This is a genomic window from Clostridium sp. RTP31139st1_H3_RTP31139_211217, assembly GCF_040227035.1.
Classification (GTDB): domain Bacteria; phylum Bacillota; class Clostridia; order Clostridiales; family Clostridiaceae; genus Clostridium; species Clostridium saudiense.
This window is the reverse complement of sequence record NZ_JBCOAB010000050.1, coordinates 1-22,435: the sequence shown is the minus strand read 5'-3', so window position 1 is coordinate 22,435 and position 22,435 is coordinate 1. Positions and strand designations below refer to the sequence as shown.

22 protein-coding genes are annotated in these 22,435 nt (G+C 28.9%); 1 reads left to right on the top strand and 21 read right to left on the bottom strand.

Features of this window, described 5'->3' with window-relative positions; genetic code table 11:
• Window positions 1-111 precede the first annotated feature (111 nt).
• From ABUA17_RS15660 to ABUA17_RS15560, 21 genes are all read right to left on the bottom strand, one after another.
• A complete protein-coding gene (locus tag ABUA17_RS15660; RefSeq protein WP_042398005.1) occupies window positions 112-801 on the bottom strand; it encodes a pseudouridine synthase in 690 nt (229 codons plus the stop codon).
• 259 nt (window positions 802-1,060) lie between these two features.
• A complete protein-coding gene (locus ABUA17_RS15655; RefSeq protein WP_055291645.1) occupies window positions 1,061-1,954 on the bottom strand; it encodes a cation diffusion facilitator family transporter in 894 nt (297 codons plus the stop codon).
• A 156-nt stretch (window positions 1,955-2,110) separates the two neighbouring features.
• Window positions 2,111-3,334, bottom strand: coding sequence for an NAD(P)/FAD-dependent oxidoreductase (locus tag ABUA17_RS15650; protein WP_042398001.1), 1,224 nt, complete (start codon window positions 3,332-3,334; stop codon window positions 2,111-2,113).
• On the bottom strand, window positions 3,334-3,747 hold the full coding sequence (locus tag ABUA17_RS15645; protein WP_042397998.1) for a 4Fe-4S dicluster domain-containing protein: 414 nt from the start codon (window positions 3,745-3,747) through the stop codon (window positions 3,334-3,336). Before ABUA17_RS15645 ends, ABUA17_RS15650 begins: the two co-directional genes overlap by 1 nt.
• A gap of 9 nt (window positions 3,748-3,756) precedes the next feature.
• Entirely contained in the window at window positions 3,757-5,835 is a 2,079-nt protein-coding gene (locus tag ABUA17_RS15640; protein WP_042397995.1) for a molybdopterin oxidoreductase family protein, read from the bottom strand.
• A gap of 101 nt (window positions 5,836-5,936) precedes the next feature.
• On the bottom strand, window positions 5,937-6,920 hold the full coding sequence (gene asrC / locus ABUA17_RS15635) for a sulfite reductase subunit C (protein ID WP_042397991.1): 984 nt from the start codon (window positions 6,918-6,920) through the stop codon (window positions 5,937-5,939).
• 12 nt (window positions 6,921-6,932) lie between these two features.
• The gene (gene asrB / locus ABUA17_RS15630) at window positions 6,933-7,727 is read right to left on the bottom strand and encodes an anaerobic sulfite reductase subunit AsrB (protein ID WP_042397989.1); all 795 of its coding nucleotides are present in this window, start codon (window positions 7,725-7,727) and stop codon (window positions 6,933-6,935) included.
• Between the two features lie 3 nt (window positions 7,728-7,730).
• On the bottom strand, window positions 7,731-8,744 hold the full coding sequence (gene asrA / locus ABUA17_RS15625) for an anaerobic sulfite reductase subunit AsrA (RefSeq protein WP_042397986.1): 1,014 nt from the start codon (window positions 8,742-8,744) through the stop codon (window positions 7,731-7,733).
• 162 nt (window positions 8,745-8,906) lie between these two features.
• Window positions 8,907-10,757: a beta-glucoside-specific PTS transporter subunit IIABC gene (locus ABUA17_RS15620; RefSeq protein ID WP_042397983.1), complete on the bottom strand. Its 1,851-nt coding sequence runs from the start codon at window positions 10,755-10,757 to the stop codon at window positions 8,907-8,909.
• A 442-nt stretch (window positions 10,758-11,199) separates the two neighbouring features.
• Window positions 11,200-12,027 carry a BglG family transcription antiterminator LicT gene (gene licT / locus ABUA17_RS15615; RefSeq protein ID WP_055291646.1) on the bottom strand — a complete coding sequence of 276 codons (828 nt, stop codon included), beginning with the start codon at window positions 12,025-12,027 and terminating at the stop codon, window positions 11,200-11,202.
• Window positions 12,028-12,264: 237 nt separating this feature from the next.
• Window positions 12,265-12,954: a PHP domain-containing protein gene (locus ABUA17_RS15610; protein ID WP_055277926.1), complete on the bottom strand. Its 690-nt coding sequence runs from the start codon at window positions 12,952-12,954 to the stop codon at window positions 12,265-12,267.
• A gap of 115 nt (window positions 12,955-13,069) precedes the next feature.
• Window positions 13,070-13,429 carry a 50S ribosomal protein L20 gene (gene rplT, locus ABUA17_RS15605; protein ID WP_042397977.1) on the bottom strand — a complete coding sequence of 120 codons (360 nt, stop codon included), beginning with the start codon at window positions 13,427-13,429 and terminating at the stop codon, window positions 13,070-13,072.
• Between the two features lie 26 nt (window positions 13,430-13,455).
• Window positions 13,456-13,653: a 50S ribosomal protein L35 gene (gene rpmI / locus ABUA17_RS15600; protein ID WP_042397974.1), complete on the bottom strand. Its 198-nt coding sequence runs from the start codon at window positions 13,651-13,653 to the stop codon at window positions 13,456-13,458.
• 20 nt (window positions 13,654-13,673) lie between these two features.
• A complete protein-coding gene (infC, locus tag ABUA17_RS15595) occupies window positions 13,674-14,195 on the bottom strand; it encodes a translation initiation factor IF-3 (RefSeq protein ID WP_042397970.1) in 522 nt (173 codons plus the stop codon).
• 237 nt (window positions 14,196-14,432) lie between these two features.
• Window positions 14,433-15,398 carry a DNA methyltransferase gene (locus ABUA17_RS15590; RefSeq protein ID WP_055291647.1) on the bottom strand — a complete coding sequence of 322 codons (966 nt, stop codon included), beginning with the start codon at window positions 15,396-15,398 and terminating at the stop codon, window positions 14,433-14,435.
• Between the two features lie 140 nt (window positions 15,399-15,538).
• Window positions 15,539-16,780 (bottom strand): NAD(P)-dependent oxidoreductase, encoded by a 1,242-nt coding sequence (locus tag ABUA17_RS15585; protein ID WP_055277924.1) that lies wholly within the window; start codon window positions 16,778-16,780, stop codon window positions 15,539-15,541.
• A 28-nt stretch (window positions 16,781-16,808) separates the two neighbouring features.
• Window positions 16,809-17,381 (bottom strand): hypothetical protein, encoded by a 573-nt coding sequence (locus tag ABUA17_RS15580; RefSeq protein WP_042397961.1) that lies wholly within the window; start codon window positions 17,379-17,381, stop codon window positions 16,809-16,811.
• Between the two features lie 283 nt (window positions 17,382-17,664).
• On the bottom strand, window positions 17,665-18,858 hold the full coding sequence (locus ABUA17_RS15575) for an acetate/propionate family kinase (protein WP_042397959.1): 1,194 nt from the start codon (window positions 18,856-18,858) through the stop codon (window positions 17,665-17,667).
• A 195-nt stretch (window positions 18,859-19,053) separates the two neighbouring features.
• Window positions 19,054-19,926: a DUF6734 family protein gene (locus ABUA17_RS15570; protein WP_055291648.1), complete on the bottom strand. Its 873-nt coding sequence runs from the start codon at window positions 19,924-19,926 to the stop codon at window positions 19,054-19,056.
• 23 nt (window positions 19,927-19,949) lie between these two features.
• Entirely contained in the window at window positions 19,950-20,135 is a 186-nt protein-coding gene (locus tag ABUA17_RS15565; protein ID WP_042397951.1) for a hypothetical protein, read from the bottom strand.
• A gap of 75 nt (window positions 20,136-20,210) precedes the next feature.
• The gene (locus ABUA17_RS15560) at window positions 20,211-21,302 is read right to left on the bottom strand and encodes a ribose-phosphate pyrophosphokinase (RefSeq protein WP_042397948.1); all 1,092 of its coding nucleotides are present in this window, start codon (window positions 21,300-21,302) and stop codon (window positions 20,211-20,213) included.
• Window positions 21,303-21,600: 298 nt separating this feature from the next.
• On the opposite strand from ABUA17_RS15560, the gene ABUA17_RS15555 reads away from it, so the two are divergent.
• Window positions 21,601-22,209: a methyltransferase gene (locus ABUA17_RS15555; protein ID WP_055277920.1), complete on the top strand. Its 609-nt coding sequence runs from the start codon at window positions 21,601-21,603 to the stop codon at window positions 22,207-22,209.
• Window positions 22,210-22,435 lie beyond the last annotated feature (226 nt).

The window sequence follows — 22,435 nt, the reverse complement described above, 5'->3', positions numbered from 1 at the left end:
ATATTACTGGAAATCAAAATTTCCAGTAATATTTGATTTATAAGAAACTATATTACACAAAATTATCTACAGTCTCTCAAAATATTTTGATACATCCCTATTTTATTTTTATTATAAACCAGATTCCTCTTTTAATACCTTTAATTCTTCTTCAGTTATATTTCTCCATGTTCCATACTCAATATCATCTAATTTAATATTCATTATTCTTATTCTCTCAAGCTTAATTACCGTATATCCAAAAGCTTTAGTCATTCTTCTTATTTGCTTATTTAAGCCTTGAGTTAAAATTATTTTAAAAGTATTATTATTTATTTTTTCAACTTTACATGGCCTAGTAATTACATCTCCTATGTCAACTCCATCTGCCATTTTTCTGATAAAATCATTATCAAAATCCTTATCAACCGTAACTACATACTCTTTTTCATGTAAATTATCTGACTCTAATATTTTATTTGCAAGTACACCATCATTAGTCATTATTATTAATCCTTGAGATTCCTTATCCAATCTTCCAACAGGAAATATATATTGATCATAATTCATATAGCTAATTATATTATCTTTAACTTCTTCAGCAGCTGTACAAGTTACCCCTACTGGCTTATTTAATACTATATAAACCTTATCCTTAGACTTAACTTTTTGTCCATCTAAAAATATTTCATCTTCCTCTTCTACCCATTGCCCAGGCTCACATAAAACACCATTAACTACAACTCTTTTTTCTTCAATTAATCTATTAGTTTCTCTTCTAGAGCAAATACCCAAATTACTGAAAAGTTTATTTATTCTCATTAATTAATCTAATCCTTCCTAAATTTATCTTACGACTTATAACACTATTATAAATAATACCTATGCTTAAATAAAATGACAAGTAAAATAAAAGATAGTAACTATAATCTTATATACATAATAATTACACATTCACAATATTATTTATCCTAATATCTATAAAAAAAGTGGCTTTCGCCACACAATATAATAAATAGGTAAAAGTTAAAATATACAGATAAAACACTATTTTATCTTTTCTAGCCTTTACCTATTCTTATTATCTATTGTCCATTGCCTTTTCCCTATTATAAGGTTCTGCATGAATATTAATTTCTTTTATATAACTCAAATTAGCTATTATATTTTTCTCTAAATTATCAGCAATTTCATGTGCTTCTTCTAAACTTTTAGATTTATCAATAAAAATACTCATATCAATATAAGCAACTGACCCATATTTTCTTGATTTAAAATCCTTAATTCCATAGATTTTATCATCAGTACTTATTATATCTTCAATCTTAACTATATCCCTTTTATTAATCGAACTATCCATTAATTCTGCACATGCTGATTTCAAAATATCTATACCAACCTTAACAACAACTATAGCAACTATAATAGATGCAATTGGATCTAATACCTTAAACCCTAGCATTGCACCTCCTATCCCAATAAACGCAGCTATAGAAGATAATGCATCCGATCTATGATGCCATGCATCAGCCTTTAACGAAGAAGAGTTAATCTTATTTGCTACTCTTATAGTAATTTGATATTGATACTCCTTAACACCTATTGAAATTAAAGCTACTATAAGTGGTAAAACACTAGGCACTTCAATTGTATTAATATTAAACAATTCAATAGCCCCATTATATCCTATTTCTAAGGCCACAATTATAAGTACCGCTGCTAAAATAAATGATACTAAACTTTCAGCTTTCTCATGACCATATTGATGTTCTTCATCCCTTGGTTTTCTAGAAATTTTGTTACCTATAAGAATACCAATTGAAGTTATAATATCAGAAGCTGAATGTAGCCCATCTGCAATTATTGCAGATGAATTTCCAATAAATCCAGCTACTATCTTCATTATTGTTAATCCTATATTAAGTAAAATCGATAATATTGTTACCTTATTCGATTCATCATATCTATTCTTCATTGTTATCACTCCATTATCATTTGATAGAATTATTATATGTTTTACATCCATAAGTGTACACATTTTCTCTTTGTTAATTATTATCAATTGATAATTAAACAGCTTCATTGATATCAAAAAATTACAAGGAGTAATTAATTACTCCTTGCACTATTTTTAATATACAAACTCTAAATTTTCTTTTATATTAAAGAAATCTGAATAATCTATATCAAATAATGGTTTTTTAACCTTTGATACATTAATATTTTCCTTAATCAATTGAGTTAAAACTCCTGCATATGATAAATCACCTTGAATTATTGCCCCATAAATACATCCATCTTTATAAATTATCTTTTTATAATCATCTCCATTTTTATCTATAACTTCTTCATAACTATCATCTGGCTTATTTACAACTCCAAGGGACATAGTTGGAAGTCCTAAAAAACTCATAGTATTTTTACTTCCAAAGAAATCATTCATAAATGCAACTTTTCCACTCATATTACTTGCAGCTATAATGCCTTCCTTAACAGCTGTTGGCCAAATAGGATTTCTTCCACTTATATCCCCAGCTGCATATACATCTTTTGCATCAGTTTCTCCCTTTTCATTTATTATTACTCCAAACTTATCGCAGGTTACTGAAGTTCCCTCTAAAAATTTAACATTTGATCTAACACCAGTACAAGCTATTACAAGCTCACATGGTATCTCTTCTCCTGTATTAAGCCTTAATGCTACTGGATTTTTATTATCATCTACTATTAATTTTTCAGCTTTTACACCAAATTTTAAATTTACTCCCCTATCTTCAAGAAGTCTTTCATATCTATTTGCTGCATATTTATCTAATTGAAGTGGAAGTATTCTATCTCCCATTTCAACAAGTGATAAGTTTATATCATAATCAATTATTCCAGCTAAAGCATCTATACCAACTAATCCTCCACCTAAAACAACAACATTCTTAACTTTATTTGCAACTTCTTTTATTTTAAGAGCATCTTCTAAATCTCTAAGTCCTACAACATTATTAGCTTCCCTTAAATTTTCTATTGGTGGTATAAATGAATATGCCCCTGTTGCTAATAATATTTTTTCATACTTAATTTCTTGCCCATCATCTAAAGTCACACTATGCTCTTCAGGCTTTATTTTAGTTACTTCTTTTCCTTTAATCCATTTTATATTGTATTTATCAAAAAATTCTCTTGGAGTAAAATCTAAATCTTCTACGGTTCTTCTTCCATCTAAATAATGATGTAAAATACATCTAGAATAAACATGTTCATCTTTTGAAATTAAAATAATTTCTGCATCTTTATTATATTCTCTTAAAGTTCTAGCACCATTAATTCCTGCTGCTGAAGCTCCTACTACTACATATGCCATTAATCCTCTTCTACCTCCTCTAATGTTAAAGCTGCCATTGGACATCTTGCTACACATTGTGGATAATTTTCCTCTGTTGACCTACACATATCACATTTCATTACTTCCTTATCTGTTGCACTATCCATCTTTAATACTCCATAAGGACATGCCATTATACACATAAAACAACTAGCACATCTTGATTTATCATATAAAACTAATCCTGTTTCATCATCCCTTCTCATTGCACCAGTCATACAAGTATAAACACACTCCGGCTTAGAACAATGCCTACAATATATTGGAGCATATCTTCCCTCACTATTGATAGTAATTCTACCTCTTGTATCACCACCATGTGCAACTTTACAAGCAGTAGTGCATGTTAAACATCCTATACATTTTTTTCTATCTATTTTTATTCTCTTCATATCTCTCACCTAGCCAATCTTTTCTATTTTTACAGGTACATATTTAAAGTTAGGTTCTTTTGAATATGTGTCAAATATTGAAGGCAAAAGTGAATTGGCTTCTATATAGTGCATAGGTGCATAAATTTGATTTTTCTTAACAGTTCTTGATAGCTTAACAAGGAAATCATTACTTATTCCATTTGGAGAAGATATTCTAACTATATCATTTTCCTTAATATTTAATTCTTCTGCTAATTCATTATTAATATTTACGTAACCTCTATGAGGCACAATTGCACTTACATCATTTATTTCACGTGTTCTTGTTTGTGTATGCCATTGGCCTACTGTTCCTCTTCCAGTATTAAATAAATAAGGATATTCTTCGCTTGGTTCTATTGGTACTTGCGCTACATCTTCATACATAAACTTTGCCTTTTTACTAGGTGTAAAATATTTATTATCTTCAAATAATCTTCTTTCATCTTCTTTAATTTCTTCACCTTTTCTACAAGGCCATTGTACTCCTCTAGAATCCTTTAAAGAATCATAATCTACACCAGTAATATCACATGGCATTCCTTTTGAACACTCTTTCATTAACTCAAAAGCCTCTCTAGGAGTTTTCCATTTATCTAGAAGTTTACCCATTCCTAAAGCCTTCCCTACTCCAAGCATAATATCATAATCTGTTAATTCATTATCCTTCTTTTTAAGTACTGGGTTTAATTTTGATAATCTTCTTTCTGTATTTATTATTACGCCTTCTTTTTTTAATCCATTTGCTGAAGGTAATAATAAATCACAGTAATGAGCTGTTTCAGTATCAGCATAAATATCTTCTACTACCAAAAAGTCTATCTTTTCAGCAGCTTTTTTAAACTCTAAATTATTAATCCATGAACTTAATGGATTAGTTGCAACAACCCATAAAGCCCTTATTTCTCCCGAATTTATTTTATCTATAATTACGTTATAAGGTAAAGTTGGCTTTGTAGGTAGCATTTCTTCATCCATATCTAACACTTCTGCTATACGCTTTCTTCTTGCTGGATCGCTATACTCTCCACCGCCATAAAATCCTGTTGTATTGCTAAATAATCTTGATCCCATTGCATTACATTGCCCTGTAATTGAATTAGCCCCTGTTCCTACTCTACCTATATTTCCTGTCATTAATGCGATATTTATTATTGCTTGAGCATTTCTTACTGCTTGATATCCTTGATTTATTCCCATAGTCCACCAAAGTGATACTCTTTCACCTTCATGAATTATTTTTGCAAGCTCTAACATCCTCGCACTAGATATTCCTGTTTGGTCTTCTACCTTATCTAAAGTAAAATCTTTTACCTGTTCTTTAAAGCCTTCAAAATCCTCAGTATACTTTTCTATGTACTCTTTATCAATCCAATCTTTTTCTATTAATATATTTGCTAAAGTGTATAAAAATGTTAAATCACTCTTAGGTTTTATATCATACCAAATATCACAATTTGTTACTGTTTCTGATCTTCTTGGATCAACTGCAATAAGTTTAGCATTACGTTTATTCTTTCTTACTCTACTCCAAAGAATTGGATGACATACTACTGGATTGGACCCTATTAATATAATTACATCTGATTCTTCTAAATCTTTTAATGTGTATGGTGGTGCATCAAAACCAAAACTTTGTTTATATGCTACTACTGATGTTGCCATACAAAGTCTAGTATTACCATCTCCATTTCCACCTAAAAAGTTTCTTCCTATATGTCCAATTAGGGCCATTTCTTCTGTTGCTAATTGTCCTGTACTTATAAATGCAAAGCTTTCTTTTCCATATTTACTTTGAATATCTAAAACTCTATCTGCAAAAAGTTTAAATGCTTCATCCCATGAAATTTGTTTCATAAGTCCATCTTCACCTCTCATTAGAGGTAATACAGGATTGTGAACTTTTGTATTTTGCTTATCTAAGTTTAACCCCTTTGTACAGCAAAAACCTTCATTTACCGGATAATCTTTTGTAGGGACAACTTTTTTTATTTCATCATCTTCTACATGAAAATCTAGATTGCATGCTATAGAGCAATAGTTACAAGTTGATCTTATTACTTCCATTTAAAACACTCCTTACTTAAGTATAAATAATAAAATATTTACATATCATTAAGCCATTAATTAACTAAACAATAATTAATAATTTTGTTTTTGATATTATTTTATTTCCTCATATAATGCACTCCTGCCCAATTTACATTTTCACTAACTTCAGCTATTTCTGGTAAGTTAACTCCATCTAGAGCCCATTTCTTATATTCCTTATATCCAACTCTGTCAACAATATACCCAATATGCTCTTTTCCATAAGGTGCATCTGGACTTATATATTCCCTAACAAATTTATAAGTATTATCTATAACTTTTAAAACAGTATCTTCATCAGCCCATTTTATAAAATCTTCTGCAATTCTTGGATTTGTTTTCCCAGTTCTACCCATAATAACAATTCTATAATACTTTTTAGGACTTCTGGTCCATGCGTTGTTAGGACATGCTAAAACACATTCTCCACAACCAATACACTTACTTGGATCTCTTACAACTTTATAATTCTTTGCACTTAATGCTGTAGTTGATACTTGTTTACATTTCTTTACACAGGCCCCACAAGATATACACCTATATGAATCATAAACTGGCAAACACATTCCTATTATTCCTATATCATGCATTCTAGCTTTTATACAATCATTAGGACATCCTGTTGCTGCAATTTTTACATGTAAGTCATCGGGATAAACCATATCTTCAATTTTTCTTGCTAATTCTGTTGTATTATACTGAGCCTTAGGGCAAATATTATTTCCAATACAAGAAGTTATATTTCTTGTACCTGCAGAAGGATATCCTGATCCCTTATGCTTTTGATTAGTACCCATATTATCAATAATAGGTTGAAGTGCTTCATTTACTTCATCCATACGCTCCATTGGAATTCCTAATACTTCAAATCCCTGTCTTGTTGTAACATGAACCCTTCCATCTCCATATTTATCAGCTAAATCAGCAACTAATTTTAATGTATCTGTACGAATTGATCCTCCTGGAATTCTGATTCTTACTGCTGTCATATATTTATTTTTAGTTATTCTAAATGCATTTTTCATGGTCTTTCTTGTATTTAAATCATGTATAAGTGCCATAGCCTATCCCTCCTAATCATATAATGTCTTTCCAAAAGCATAATTAAATACTGGTCCATCTGTACATATATAAGTAGTATCCATTCTACAATGGCCACATTTTCCTAATCCACAACACATTTTTCTTTCATATGAAACCCAAATATTATAATCCTCTATACCTATCTTTTGGAATTCTGCTATTGTAAATTTCATCATCATTGGAGGTCCTACAATTACTGCTGAAACACTTTCTTTATCCTTTATTTTAAGCTCTGGTATATATTTAGTTACAAGGCCTACATCGCCATCATAATTCTCTTCAGCTTTATCAACTGTTAATATAACATTAAATTTTGACTTCCATTTTTGTATATCTTCTTTAAATAAAACATCTTCAGGAGATCTAAATCCACAAACTAATGTTACACTTTTACATTCATCTATATTTTCATAAAAATATTCCAAAATCCCTCTAACTGGAGCTAATCCACTTCCCCCTGAAACTATTATTATTTCTTTATCCTTATAATTTTTAATTTCAAAACCATTCCCATATGGTCCTCTTAATTGTATACTGTCTCCTATATTTAACTTAAATATCTCTTCTGTAACCTTACCAACTTCTCTAATTGTAAAATCTAAATATTCATCACTAAATCCTGATACTGATATTGGTGATTCCCCATATTTAGGCATTGAAATTTCAAAAAATTGTCCTGGATTTATTTCATCACATTTTCTATTTACTCTAAAGGTCCATTCTTTTGGAGTATGCTTTATAATATCTAAAATTTTCACTTTATAAGGAATATACTCATTTACCATCTTCTAATCCTCCCTTTGCTTACTTTTAACAAATTGAGTTACTTTATTCATAGCAGTTGATATTGATATATATTGAGGACATACATCATCACATCTTCCACATCCTATACACATTTGTGGTCCAAATCTTTCACCATAATCGTACATTTTATGCATCGTTCTATATCTCATTCTATCTCCATTTCTTACTCTAACATCATGTCCTCCAGCCATTAAAGAAAATCCTGGTATTTGACATGATGCTCCAACTCTCCTTCTTTCACCACATCTTGCATTATCCTGACTCACTACATCTTGCATCGTATAGCAGGAACATGTTGGACAAGAAAGATTACACCTCCCACATGCTATACATCTATAATCATATTCTCTCCAAAGCTCTGCTTCTGCTACCTCTAAAGGATTTAATTCTTCTGGCAATGTTACTTTTACTTCATTAGAGGATACAAATTCAATATTAAAGTCTGTTTCTGTTCCTACAAAAATATCTTTAAACTCATCATCCTTAACATCTATATAAACATCACCCTTATCAACCTTAATTGCTAGTGAATAATCATCAGTCTTATTAGTACCAAAACTTACACAAAAGCAATTTCTAAAGCTTTCTGCGCATCCAATTAATACTATCTTAACTTTATCCCTAAGCCTCTTATAATAATAATCAGGTTCTTTACCATTGTTTAAGTAAACATTATCTATACGATGTAATCCATGAATATCGCAAGAACGCATAAAAACTAGCATTTCTCGCTCATCTATTGATGGAATTTTATATTCATCTTCATTGTAATAAAATAATGTTTCTGTAACTGGCATAACTACTTCTTTAGCAGTAAAATGTGATTTACGGTCAAATTCAACTTCATTAATACTTTTGATTTCTTCATATCTAATTACATCTGTATCTGAATATTGACCTGCGTATGGTATAGATACTGGAGCAATAACTTTATATTTATCTTTAAAGTTGCTTATTATATTGTCAAATTCTTCAACAGTCATTTTAATTTTCATTAGTTCCACCTCACTTTTGTCATAAGTTTATCTTTTGTAAAATTATTCTTATATATTCATAATTTTAATTGCACATTTAAGTTTAAAATTTTCTAAGGCTTAATAAATTCTATAAAAAATAGAGAGATGTTTTTACATCTCTCTACTAATAGAAATCTTTTTTTATACTACTACTGTTAAAATATCTTCACTATAATTTGCTCTTTTCTTATCTGTTTCAACTATATCTAAGTAACTATCTGAATTTGTAACTATTACTGGAGTTACCACTGAATATCCTTCAGACTTTATAGCATTTATATCAAACTCTAATAATACTTGACCCTTTTTAACTTTCTCACCTTGTTTAACTTTAGGAATAAAATGCTTTCCTTCTAATTGAACTGTATCCATACCAACATGTATCAATATTTCAGCTCCACTATTTGTAGTAATTCCTAATGCATGAGATGTTGGAAATAATGTTGTTAATGTACCGTCAGCTGGAGAAAGAACTTTTCCTTCTGTTGGAACAATTGCAATTCCCTTTCCTAAAGCACCTGACGCAAATGCTGCATCTTTAACTTCTGATAAAGATACAATATCACCTTTTAATGGGCTAACTAATACTTCTTTATTAACTAAAACTTCTTTGTTTTTTTCTACAACTGTTTCATCTTTCATATCTTCTTCTGGTAATTTAGCAAATAACATTAATAAGAAACCTACTACAACACCTACAGCCATAGCTAAAACCATACCTAAAAATCTACTATCTATTCCATCTGGTCCAATATAACTAGGAAGTGCGAATATACCCATTCCTCCTACCATGTAACCTCTACAACCAAATAATCCAATAATTCCTCCTGTTACTGCTCCACCAATACAGCTTAGAATGAAAGGTTTTTTTCTTGGTAATGTAACACCATAAATAGCCGGTTCAGTCACACCAAACATTCCTGAAATAGCTGCTGGAATACAAATTGATCTTAATTTTTTATTTTTAGTTTTTACTAATATAGCCAAAACAACACCTGTTTGAGCAAAGCATACAGCTACTGAAGTTGCTAATACTGTATCATATCCAACCGTTGCTAAACTATTAAATGCTATTGGAACTAACCCCCAATGTAATCCAAACATTACAAATACTTGCCATAACCCTCCAATAAATACACCTGCTACTACTGGACTGAAATTATAAATTGCCATTGTTACGTCACCTAAAATATTAGCCGCATATGTTGCAACTGGACCAATTGCCATAAATGTTACAGGAACTATAATTAATAGTGTACAAAATGGAACTAAGAAAGTTTTAACTACATCTGGTATAATCTTTTTAAATATTTTTTCTAATTTTGATGCTATGAATACAGCTAGTATTATAGGAATAACTGTTGAAGTGTATCCACTGCTAGGCATAACTACTGGAATTCCAAAAAATCCAACCGTTTGTCCTGCTAGCCCTACTATATCTGGATAAACTAGAGCTGCTCCAATTGCCATACCTGTAAATTGACTTAACTTGAATTTTTTAGCTGCTGTAAATCCTAAAAAGATCGGAAAGAAATAGAATAAGCAATCCCCAATTGCATTTAATATCATATATGTTGATCCAGTACTATCAACTAAATTTGCCGCTGATAATATAGCTGTTAACCCTTTTATCATACCTGTTGCACACAATACAGCCAATATAGGTTGGAAGACTCCAGAAATTATGTCTATTAATGCAGCCAGTGGTCCAACTTTTTCATTTGCATCTCCATCTGAAGCTTCAGAAAATCCTCCTACTGCTACTACATCTGCGTAAACATCTGGAACATGGTTTCCTATAACTACTTGATATTGTCCACCACTTTTAACTACAGTAACTACCCCATCCATCTTCTTCAATACTTCTGTATTTGCCTTACTTTCATCTTTAAGTTTAAAACGTAATCTCGTAACACAATGAGTTAAGCTGTTAACGTTTTCTTTACCGCCAACGTTCTTAATAATATCTTTAGCTAATTTTTCATACTTCATAACCATTCTCCCCTTTATTATATATTTAAATTTTATTTATATTTATAAAAAAAAGCGAAACCAATACTTATGAAATAATATAAATAATTATATTTATTCCATAAATTCTGGTTTCGCCTGATTTAACAGTAACAATCCCTACTAAATTATATTTAATCTTATAAATTAGTATTTTCTTAATTTAGTTTTAAAATATAAAAACCTCAACTAATCAAGATAGATAAAGCAATAATATCTCATCTTCATTAATTAAGGTTTCGCCTGATCGAGTCAGTAACGATCTCATATTTTCTTGTAAACATTTAACTTATATATTTATAATAAACTATCTTGTAAACATTGTCAATAAAATTTTATTATTTTTTTTATAAAAACAACAAAAGAATTTAAATATCTATATTTATTAGTATTCTATATTCTTTTGCTGCTATTAATTATTCTCCTACCTTGCTGTAACCCTTTGAATATGCAATGTTAAATAAAGTTTTTCTGATTGCGATAACTTCTGACCTAAATACTTTTCTACCTTTAACATACATTCATAAGCTTTCTTATATTTATCTTTCACTTGCTCTAATAAAAAATCATCCTCTTCTTCAAAAACATTTTTATTATTAAGTCTCTTAAAGAAAAACCTTAAGTGTGTAACAAATCTTTCATAATTCAATGAATCTTCATCTAATTGAATATTATATGTGTACTTTACTATATTTAAAATATCTTGAACCATTTGTGTTAATTTTGCTGCATCACCAGCACAAGTGCTACTCTTGTTTATCTGAGCATTAATTAAATGTAAGGCAATACTTCCAGCCTCATCATCATCTAACCTTTGTCCAGTTTCCTCTTCTATTAAATCTAATGACCTTAATCCTATCTTAAATTCTTTAGGATAAAACTTTTTAATTTCCCACATTAAAACATTAGAACGCTTTATACCATCTTTATTTAATTTTAGTGCATAACTTATATGATCGGTTAGTGTAACATATATATAATCATTTAACTCTATATCTAACATATTTTTAGCATATTCAATTATATCATAACATATTGATACATGCTCCGCGGGAATATCTTCTAATAAGAGCTTAAATTTTTCTGATGCATCTTTTTGTTTAAGAATAAATGTTTTTTCTATAGAATTTTCATTTATTTTATCTCCTACTTTTTTCTTGAATGCTATTCCACATCCCATTGCTACTAATTCATCTTTTGATGAATTCTTAGCTAATACAACATTGTTATTAAATATTTGTTTAATTACCATCTAAGCACCCCATTAAATTATTAGTATTACTTAAGAAGAAATTTTTCAATAAAAAAAACCTCTCTAATAAAAACGATATAGATATATATCGTTTCTTAGATAAGGTTTCGCCTGCTATTCAGTAACGATCGCAATAATATCCAGTAAACGTTTATATATAATATATACCATTTATCTATTATTTTGTCAATTCAATCCCAATACGTCTTTTCTCAAAGAAAAAAGTTCTTATTAATCTCATTCATCTATTGATAACTTATTTAAAAACTCACGTATTTCTTCTTGATTTAAATATACATCACCAATCATTCCATGAACTCTATAATATTCAATATAATCATGAAAATCTGATCCTGCAGTATATATCATATTTCTTTCCTTAGCTATATTAATTAAATACTTAGTATCTTCTTCAGTGTTTTTATAGTACTTTGCTTCTATTCCATCAAAATCAATATTAATTATATTTTCAAAATCCTTTTTGCATAATAGTACAGGATGTGCTAAAACAACTGTAGCTCCAAAGAATTTTAATATATCAACTCCAGTTTTAACACATAGCTTATCCTTGTATCCACAAAAATCTATATTATTATAAAATATTTTTCTTAACTCTTTTATATTTCCTTGCCTAACCTTTAAAAGAACAATTTTAAGTAATTCATTATTATAGCTATCATCTTTAAAATAACCTAAAACATGAACTCTACACTTATTATATCGAGTCGATAATTCTACGCCTGGTATTACTCTTATTCCCTGGCTTTTACCTTCTTCTATGGCTTCATCTATTCCATCTGTATTATTATGATCTGTAATTGAAATAATATCAACTTCTTTTCTTTTTGCAAGTTTAACTATCTCACTTGGTGTTAAGCCTCCATCAGAACAAGTTGAATGTATATGAAAATCACCTTTTGTATACATATTTCTTCCTAATAATTATTTACTTTTTATTATATGTTATTTTTCATTTTATGCACACTAAAATAAAAAAGGCAATCCTTTCGGATTGCCTTATGTAAACAAATTATATTTATAATTATTTGTTTAATTGAGCTTTTGCAGTTTCTACTAAGTTTGCAAATGCTTTTGGATCGTTTATAGCTATTTCAGATAACATCTTTCTGTTCATGTCGATTCCAGCTAATTTGATTCCGTTCATGAATCTTGAATATGAAAGACCATTCATTCTTGTAGCAGCATTAATTCTTGCTATCCATAATCTTCTGAAATCTCTCTTCTTTAATCTTCTTCCAACGTATGCATTTCTTAAAGCTCTTATTACAGATTCGTTAGCAGTCTTGAATAATCTGCTCTTCCCACCGTAGTAACCTTTTGCAAGCTTTAATACTTTTTTATGATTTTTACGAGAATTTACCGCTCTCTTAACTCTTGCCATTTTGTATTCCTCCTAAGTCCTCTATATTATAGGTATGGTAATAATTTCTTCATTGCTTTTTCTTGAGTAGTTGAAACATAAGCAGCTTTTCTTAAGTTTCTCTTTCTCTTAGCGCTCTTCTTTGTTAAGATATGGCTCTTGAAAGCTTTTGCTCTTTTTATCTTTCCAGTACCAGTCTTCTTAAATCTTTTAGCTGCACCTCTGTGCGTTTTCATTTTTGGCATGATTATATTCTCCTCTCTGGTTATGCTTTTTTAGGGGCTAATACCATTGTCATGTTTCTTCCCTCTTGTTTTGCTGCCTTTTCAACAGTACAAACATCTTCAAGTTTTGAAACAAAGTTTTCTAAGATTTTTAATCCTAGGTGACCTAATGTTGCTTCTCTACCTTTGAATCTAACAGTGACTTTAACTTTATCCCCGTCTAATAAGAACTTTCTAGCATTTTTAGCTTTGATAGCTATGTCATTTTCTTCAATAGTTAAACTACATCTGATTTCTTTAATGACAGTTACCTTTTGCTTTTTCTTAGCTTCTTTTTCCTTTTTAGATTGCTCGTAAATGTATTTGCCTAAATCCATTATCTTACATACTGGTGGCACTGCTGTTGGAGATATCATTACTAAATCTAAATCTTTCTCCTCAGCCATTTGTAAAGCTTCTTTTGTGGAAATTACTCCTAATTGATTACCTTCTGAATCAATTACTCTAATTTCCTTTTCTCTAATACTTTCATTACAAGTAAAGTTTTTACTGATAACATTCACCTCCGATAAAATCTATCAAGAAAAATATATAAATAAAAGGGCGACATATAATGCCGCCCTCGTATTATTTAGAAAATCTAGACATACTTCTAGATGAAAATCCAATAAACTCATTACCTTACTAAGCTATGCCGTAAGGCGAGAAACGGCAGTTTCTTCTTGACGAAATTTATTATATCATTAGAATAACTCATTGTCAATTTTTTTGTTAATGGTTATTCTAGAAAAATTTAGATTCTATTCACATATGCTAATTTCTCTTTTCATATTTCCCTTTGTCATATAGCACTTATCAAGTATTCTAAAACCAGCTGAAATTATTATATTATCCATATCTTCAAAAGTAATTATAACTAGTCTACGAGCTATCCTTCTTGAAGTATTGATTATATCCACTTGTTCTTGTACAGTAATAGGTGAATATAATCCATAAGGAATATCAACTATGGCAACATCATATTTTTCTTTTATATCATGCATATCTCCACTAGTTATTATTTCTCTATTATACCCTAAATACTCGATATTATTCCTCGCATTGCAAGCAATAGATTTACTAATTTCATATCCTTTTACATCAAACCCTAAATCTAAAGCCTCTATGACAACAGTTCCAACACCACAGCATGGATCTATTATATTTAAACTTCTATCATCACAAGTAGCAATATTAACTAATGCTCTTGCCATTCTTAATGGAATCGCATTTGAATATGAATATGGTTTATCATTGTGTTTTTGCCACTTAAAATCATTTTTTATAAGTTCTCCAAATATCCACTTATCTTTAAATTTTGTAACTGCAAGCTCTACCTTGGGATTGTGCATATCTGGAAAGCCTGTTACAACAAATCCTATTCCTCTAATTGCTTTAAGACGTTCTTCATAGCTAACATCGCCATCTTCGCTCTTCATATAATTTACTTTAAAATCATCATATTTAATTTCTTCATCTCTGATTTTATTAATAATTTCTTCAACTGAATCTTCCACATATCTAATATTAATTTTAAATTTTATAAATGGACTTCTTGATGGATCAAAGTCTTTGTTTGAAAATAAAATTTTATCTTTAGGAACTTTACCAAAAATACTTTTCATTTCCATATCACATAAGTCTTTTTCCATATCAGAACAATTTATAAAATAAAAATATTGCTCTGGGATGTTTTCACACTCACTTTTTACCATTGCATTATTCATTTAAACACCCCTCTTTTTTTAGTTAAGAGTTTTGAGTTATTAGTTTTTAGTTAAGGAATAAATTCAGCTTAGACTGAATTTATAGGATATTTTAGAAACTCCTAAGGAGTTTCATCCCTAACTCTTAACTCTTAGCCTCTCTAGTCTTTTTTACAATACTCTTCAATAGATTCTGCAACTACCTTTGCATAAGCAGCTGCATGAACTACAGTGTTAGCACCTGTTACAACATCACCTGATGCAAATACACCTTCTCTTGTTGTATGCCCTTTGTCATCAGTAAGTACTAATCCCCATTTGTTAGTTTCAATTCCTGTTGTATTAGCTACTATATTTTTTCTAGGTGATTGACTTACTGCAATTATTACAGAATCACACTCAAACATTCCTTCAGTTCCATCTATAGTAACTGTTACAACTTTTCCATCTTCTTTGACTTCATTTTTTGTTTCTATGTATTTAACACCGTCTTCAGTTAATTCAATTGGTGCTTTAAATAACTCAAACTTAATATCGTCATCTTTAGCTTCTTGTAATTCAACCTTAGTACAAGGCATATTTTCAAAGCCTTTTCTATAAAGTATATATACCTCTTCTGCTCCACTTCTTTTAGCAACTCTTGCTGCATCCATAGCAACATTTCCTGCTCCAATTACTGCAACCTTTTTACCCAAATTGTAAACATCCGGTGATTTTAAATAATCTATTGCATAATGAACATTTCCTAAAGATTCTCCTTTAATGTCTAAAGTCTTAGGATTCCATACTCCTGTTCCAATAAATACAGCCTTATATCCATCAAAGAATAATTTATCTAAAGTAATTACAGGACCTATTAAAGTATTAGGTCTAATTTTTACTCCTAATTCTAGAAGAATTTCTTCATACCTATCCATAACTGAGTTAGGTAATCTATATTCTGGAATACCATATCTCAATACTCCGCCAATTTTTTCATGAGCATCAAATAAAGTAACCTTAAAGCCTTTTTTAGCTAAAATAATAGATAATGTAATCCCAGCTGGACCAGCACCTATAATTGCTATTCTCTCATTTCTCTCTGCCGTCTTTTCTAATTTTATCTTTTTTAAATATTCATTAGATATTAGTTCTTCGATTTCACAGAAACTTACCGGCTCACCTTTTATTCCTCTAATACAATTTCCCTTACATTGATCTTCATGAGGACAAACTACCGCACATACTGCTGATAATGGGTTATTTTCAAATAACATCGCTCCAGCTTCATCTAGTTTTCCTTCCTTAAATAGCTTAACTACTTCAGGTATCTCAGTATTAATAGGACAGTTTGCCTTACATCTTGCATTTTTACATAATAAACATCTATCTGCTTCTAATAATAATTCTTTCATCATTTGCATTTATCCTTTACTTTATATAATATTATAATTATTTAAGTATATCTAAAACATAAGCTTTAAATTCTTCAAAGCTTCCTTTTTCACTACTAGTACCCTTATTAATTTTCTTAGTTGCAAAGTTATACTCAACAGTTCCATAACTAAACTTAGGACTTGATATCATAATTTTATCTTCATGTGCACTAAAAATTCCCTTATTAACCATTGCTATTTTACATAATTCTAAGAAGCTTTCTTCATTTTCTAATTCTCCAGAATTAATTTTATCAATTACAAAATTAAATAATGAAAAACCTCCACCTAAAGATATCATACTGCTGTTTTCAATATAAAAAACTTTATCAGTATTATAAAAATATTTCATTTTTCCATAAGATATAGTTTTAAATTGTGAATTTACTTCTATATTAGATATATTGAAAGCTTTAATAGAATCTTCGATATCACACCAAGAATTACTTTGTTCAATAGCATTATTTTTTACTACTGCATTAAATTTAAGTAATGCTCCTTCCATTTCTTTATCTGTATAGACAACATTTTCATTTAAAGCTACATTAAATTCTCCATTTTCATATGTTAATGTTATTTTATTTCCCATAATAGACTCCTTTTCTTTTCATCTCTATAATAAACTAAATTCTTAACTTAAGATTAAGTTTTAACTCCATCTTAAGGTTATATTTGTTATACCCCAAGGGCACCTAGTCTAGTGGCGTGTCTGCTGTTATCTCCCATATAAAAACTTGAGAGTGTTACACCAACTAGCTCTTAGATAAAAATTATTATATCATATTTATTATTATAAAAATAAACTTTATTTTCTATTATAAAAATAGTGTGCTAAAAATTATTTAATAATTTTTATAGCACACCATAATATATTATTTAACTAGTTTTGCTGTATCTCTTGCAATCATTAACTCTTCGTTAGTTGGTACTACATATACCTTAACTTTAGAATCTTCATTAGATATTTCTTGGATATGACCTCTAAGTTCATTTTTCTCATCATTAATTGTAAATCCAAAGAATTCTAATCCTCTTAATATCTCTCTTCTAGTAATAGAAGAGTTTTCTCCTATACCTGCTGTAAATACTATTACATCTACTCCTCCCATAGCACCAGCATATGCTGCTATTTGAGTTCTAACTTTATAGTAGAATATTTCTAAAGCAAGTTTTGCTCTTTCATTTCCAGCTTCCCCTGCTGCTAAAACATCTCTAAAATCAGAAGATACTCCTGAAATACCTAAAACTCCTGATTTTTTATTTAATAATTCATCAATTTCTTCAATAGTATATCCATGTTGTTCAATTAAGAAACTGATAACAGAAGGATCGATACTTCCTGATCTTGTTCCCATCATTACTCCAGCAAGTGGTGTAAAGCCCATAGATGTATCAATAGATTTTCCATTTTTAACAGCTGCTAAAGAACATCCATTTCCTAAGTGACAAGTAATTATTTTTAAGTCCTTAATATCCTTACCCATTGCTTCTGCAACCTTATTAGAAACATATTTATGTGATGTTCCATGGAATCCATATTTTCTTACACCATACTTTTCATATAATTCATATGGTAAAGGACAAATATATGCGTGCTTTGGCATTGTTTGATGGAATGCTGTATCAAATACTGCTACCATTGGTGTATTTGGCATTAACTCTTTACAAGCTTCTATTCCAATTACATTTGGTGGATTATGTAAAGGTGCTAATACTATGCAATCCTTTATTGATTGTAATACTTCATCATTAATTAGTACTGAATCAGAATACTTTTCTCCTCCATGAACAACTCTATGTCCTACTGCTGATATTTCATCCATAGATTTAATAACACCATGAACTGGATCAACTAAAGCTTCTAAAACTAGTCTTATTGCTTCTTTATGATCTTTAATATCTGAATTTATTACATATTTATCTTTTCCCTCAACTTTTTGAGTTAATATAGATCCTTCAATCCCTATTCTTTCTACTAATCCTTGAACCATGCAATCTTCTGTCGCCATATCTATTAATTGATATTTTAAAGATGAACTACCGCAATTAATTACTAATGTTTTCATTATTCCCACGCTCCTTTTATATTGCTTCTGTATATAAATATAATACCACTAAAAATCCTAAATAACCTAAAAGTTTAATTATTCTTTTTTATCTGAAAACTTTTTATATTAAAAAAAAGGCATATACTTTAAATCATAAATATATCCCTCATTTATATTTTTATGCAATTTTTCAAATTATATTACAATTAATTTCTATTTATTGATTTCGTTAAAATAAATTTCTAAAGACTTAATATTCATTAACATATACTTATATTGTGGATAGTCGCTAAGAATTCTATTAATACATCTTATACAGAAGTCTCGTCGTTTATTAAAGTCACTCTTCATTTCTTTTTTATATCCCCATGTATGTGTAAAAAGTTTTTGATTTTCACTAAATAAATTTTCTAAAGCCATTATTTCATTAATTTTTATATTTTTTCTTTCTGCACACATAGATATTAACCTTTGTTCTGCAAAGACCATATTAACTATTCTATCATCACTATCCAATAAATTTTCCATAAATTTAATTGATTCAGTTGTATAATATTCTTTAAATTTATTATCACCAATATAAACAAATGCCGTATTGCTTGGTAATACAGTCCAACTCCACTTCTTATCAAATAAATAACCTTTTTTCATAATAAAGTGTTCTTTACTAGGATAAACACATGAATTAATTTCTTCCTTATGAATTACACTTATCTCCGATTTTAATAGTAAGTCCTCAACTTTATTCCACACAATAAAATCAGTATCAATCATTACACAAGGAGCTTCTTGATTTTTTAATGCATATATTTTCCCTGCTGCCCAAAATAAATTGCTATCAATATTATTGTTTATTCCTTCTAATGATATATCAATTCCTAAGTCCCATATACTATCAATGCCTAACCTTCTATAATAATTAGCACCAATTTCATCTGTAACCATCTTTATACTACCATTCTTTTCTCTCCACTTTAATGCTGATATTATAGTAGTTAAAATTTCAAAATCTTCTATATAATATTCTTTATTTGGATTCATTTTAAAGAAAGGGGTAGTCCAATTAGAATGAAATGCCTTTATCATTATCTCTCCACCTTTAAAAATATTTATATAATATTTAATCCATATCCTCCAACCCCTGAGCTAACTAAATTAGAAGAAATATCAATTTTACTTGTAGTACCAAATATCACTCTATTAATTAAAGTAACATTATTAATATTATTATTTGGGATAGTATTTTTTTTAAGCCTATCTTCTTGCTTTAAATCATCAATATTTTTTTTCCCCATATATTCTCCTCTCAAAAAAATATTATAGCACCGCAAACTTCTACAAATTCACAAGTGCTATAATATATTATACTTTTATTCTTCTAATAAGTCACGTATAACTCTTGTTGCGTCCATATAAGAAGCAATAGATTTATCATAATTCAACTTATTAATTATTTTTGCTACTAATTCTGACATATCAACAGGCTTATACCATTTTGCAGACTTTAATTCATCAGAAATATATGTTAAATTAGTTGAATAAACTCTTGAAATAATTCCATCTTCATAGAATCTATTAAACTTTTCTAGTCCTTCTGTAAAGAAAGCAAATGTAGTAGCTACATAAACATTTCTTGCTTTTCTTTCTTTTAATTCCATAGCTATATCAAGAACAGATTCTCCAGATGCTATCATATCATCTACTATTAATACATCTTTTCCTTCAACATCTCTTCCCATATACTCATGTTGAACAATAGGATTCTTACCGTTTACTATTGTTGAATGATCTCTTCTCTTATAGAATAAACCTACATCTACACCTAAAACACTTGAATAATAAATTGCTCTATCCATTGCACCTGTATCTGGACTTATAACTATAAGCTTGTCTTTATTCAGTTCTAAAGTTTCTTCATTTTTAATAAGTGATTTAACTATATCGTATGTTGGATAAAAGTTTTCAAAAGATAAAAGTGGAATTGCATTTTGTACGTTAGGATCATGTACATCAAATGTTAATACTTCATGTACTCCTAATCTTTCTAATTCTTGAAGCGCTAAAGCACAGTCTAGAGACTCTCTTCCCTTGCGTCTATGTTGTCTTGATTCATATAAAAGTGGCATTATTACTGTAATCTTTGCAGCCTTACCTCTTATTGCAGAAACTGTTCTTTTTATGTCTTGGAAATGTTCATCTGGACCTTTATGGTTAATAAATCCAAACATTTTATATGTACAACTGTAATTGCCAATATCACATAATATATATATATCCTTTCCTCTAACACTTTCTGAAATCTTTACTTTTCCTTCTCCGTTAGAAAATCTTATCTCATTGATTGGTATTAGGAATGACTCACTAGTATTTCTCTTTTCTTGAATAAATTTATCAACAGCTTTTCCAAGTTCTTTGCAACTTTCTAGTGCAATTAATCCTAATTCATGTCTTAATTCTGTCATCAAACTTTCCCCTTTACATTTTTATTTCAAAGATTCAAATTTAATAATATACATAATTTGATATGTCTTCCATCAAATATTTATAAAATTCCAATCATTAATAGTATATACTAATAACGAACATTAATAAACACTTATATTAAATTATTCTCTTTTTTTGGACTTTTTCTTTTATATTTATTATAATTAATTGAATTTAGTATTTCTATACGTATTTATTACAAATATTTTATAATATTTGTACTTTATTATATTTACGGAAACGCTCTATATTTTTTATTAAAAGGAAGGACACCTTATGGAAGATTTGTACTATGAAAAATTATTTAATATTAAAACTACTGGAGAGCAACAAGGATTTTATGAATCCCATCATTATAATCGATATGAGGCTACTTCCTATCTAGCCTTAGAAACATTATTTAAAGAATATTGTGTTAATGATAAAGATTCTGTTGTTGATTTTGGTTGTGGTAAAGGCCGCTTACCTTTTTATATAAATTATTATTATAATTCAAAAGTAACAGGTATCGAAATGAACAATAATTACTTTGAAATTTGTATTAATAATAAAAAAAGTTATCTTAAACATCATAATAAATCTAGAGATAAAATTGAATTTATAAATACATTTGCAGAAGAATATCAAATATCTAATAGTGATAATAAGTTTTACTTTTTCAACCCATTTTCTGTTCAATTATTTATGAAAGTAATTAAAAATATTCTTTTATCTGTTGAAAGCTTTCCAAGAGAAATAGATTTAATTTTATATTATCCTTCTGAAGAGTATATATACTACTTAGAAAATTATACTGGTTTTATATTATCCCAAGAAATTAATATTCCAAATTTAAGTATTATTGATAAAAGGCAAAAATTCTTAATATATAAATTAATATGTTAAAAATAATTAAATCCTTATTTCTAAATATAATCAATTGATTAACTATATTTTTATATAAGAGATACTTAATTTAAATTAAGTATCTTTTTTAATATTGACTATAATTTAATATAACAAAAAGGTACTTAGTTTTATACTAAGTACCTTGAATTACCTGGCAACGTTCTACTCTTCCACACAGTCCCCCGTGCAGTACCATCGACGCTGTAGAGCTTAACTTTCCTGT

Bases quoted from the DNA above. Each gene is read 5' to 3' on its own strand.
- ABUA17_RS15660 (WP_042398005.1), bottom strand. From the start codon at position 801: ATGAGAATAAATAAACTTTTCAGTAATTTGGGTATTTGCTCTAGAAGA.
- ABUA17_RS15655 (WP_055291645.1), bottom strand. From the start codon at position 1,954: ATGAAGAATAGATATGATGAATCGAATAAGGTAACAATATTATCGATT.
- ABUA17_RS15650 (WP_042398001.1), bottom strand. From the start codon at position 3,334: ATGGCATATGTAGTAGTAGGAGCTTCAGCAGCAGGAATTAATGGTGCT.
- ABUA17_RS15645 (WP_042397998.1), bottom strand. From the start codon at position 3,747: ATGAAGAGAATAAAAATAGATAGAAAAAAATGTATAGGATGTTTAACA.
- ABUA17_RS15640 (WP_042397995.1), bottom strand. From the start codon at position 5,835: ATGGAAGTAATAAGATCAACTTGTAACTATTGCTCTATAGCATGCAAT.
- asrC (WP_042397991.1), bottom strand. From the start codon at position 6,920: ATGGCACTTATACATGATTTAAATACAAGAAAGACCATGAAAAATGCA.
- asrB (WP_042397989.1), bottom strand. From the start codon at position 7,727: ATGGTAAATGAGTATATTCCTTATAAAGTGAAAATTTTAGATATTATA.
- asrA (WP_042397986.1), bottom strand. From the start codon at position 8,744: ATGAAAATTAAAATGACTGTTGAAGAATTTGACAATATAATAAGCAAC.
- ABUA17_RS15620 (WP_042397983.1), bottom strand. From the start codon at position 10,757: ATGAAGTATGAAAAATTAGCTAAAGATATTATTAAGAACGTTGGCGGT.
- licT (WP_055291646.1), bottom strand. From the start codon at position 12,027: ATGGTAATTAAACAAATATTTAATAACAATGTTGTATTAGCTAAGAAT.
- ABUA17_RS15610 (WP_055277926.1), bottom strand. From the start codon at position 12,954: ATGTATACAAAAGGTGATTTTCATATACATTCAACTTGTTCTGATGGA.
- rplT (WP_042397977.1), bottom strand. From the start codon at position 13,429: ATGGCAAGAGTTAAGAGAGCGGTAAATTCTCGTAAAAATCATAAAAAA.
- rpmI (WP_042397974.1), bottom strand. From the start codon at position 13,653: ATGCCAAAAATGAAAACGCACAGAGGTGCAGCTAAAAGATTTAAGAAG.
- ABUA17_RS15590 (WP_055291647.1), bottom strand. From the start codon at position 15,398: ATGAATAATGCAATGGTAAAAAGTGAGTGTGAAAACATCCCAGAGCAA.
- ABUA17_RS15585 (WP_055277924.1), bottom strand. From the start codon at position 16,780: ATGCAAATGATGAAAGAATTATTATTAGAAGCAGATAGATGTTTATTA.
- ABUA17_RS15580 (WP_042397961.1), bottom strand. From the start codon at position 17,381: ATGGGAAATAAAATAACATTAACATATGAAAATGGAGAATTTAATGTA.
- ABUA17_RS15575 (WP_042397959.1), bottom strand. From the start codon at position 18,858: ATGAAAACATTAGTAATTAATTGCGGTAGTTCATCTTTAAAATATCAA.
- ABUA17_RS15570 (WP_055291648.1), bottom strand. From the start codon at position 19,926: ATGATAAAGGCATTTCATTCTAATTGGACTACCCCTTTCTTTAAAATG.
- ABUA17_RS15565 (WP_042397951.1), bottom strand. From the start codon at position 20,135: ATGGGGAAAAAAAATATTGATGATTTAAAGCAAGAAGATAGGCTTAAA.
- ABUA17_RS15560 (WP_042397948.1), bottom strand. From the start codon at position 21,302: ATGACAGAATTAAGACATGAATTAGGATTAATTGCACTAGAAAGTTGC.
- ABUA17_RS15555 (WP_055277920.1), top strand. From the start codon at position 21,601: ATGGAAGATTTGTACTATGAAAAATTATTTAATATTAAAACTACTGGA.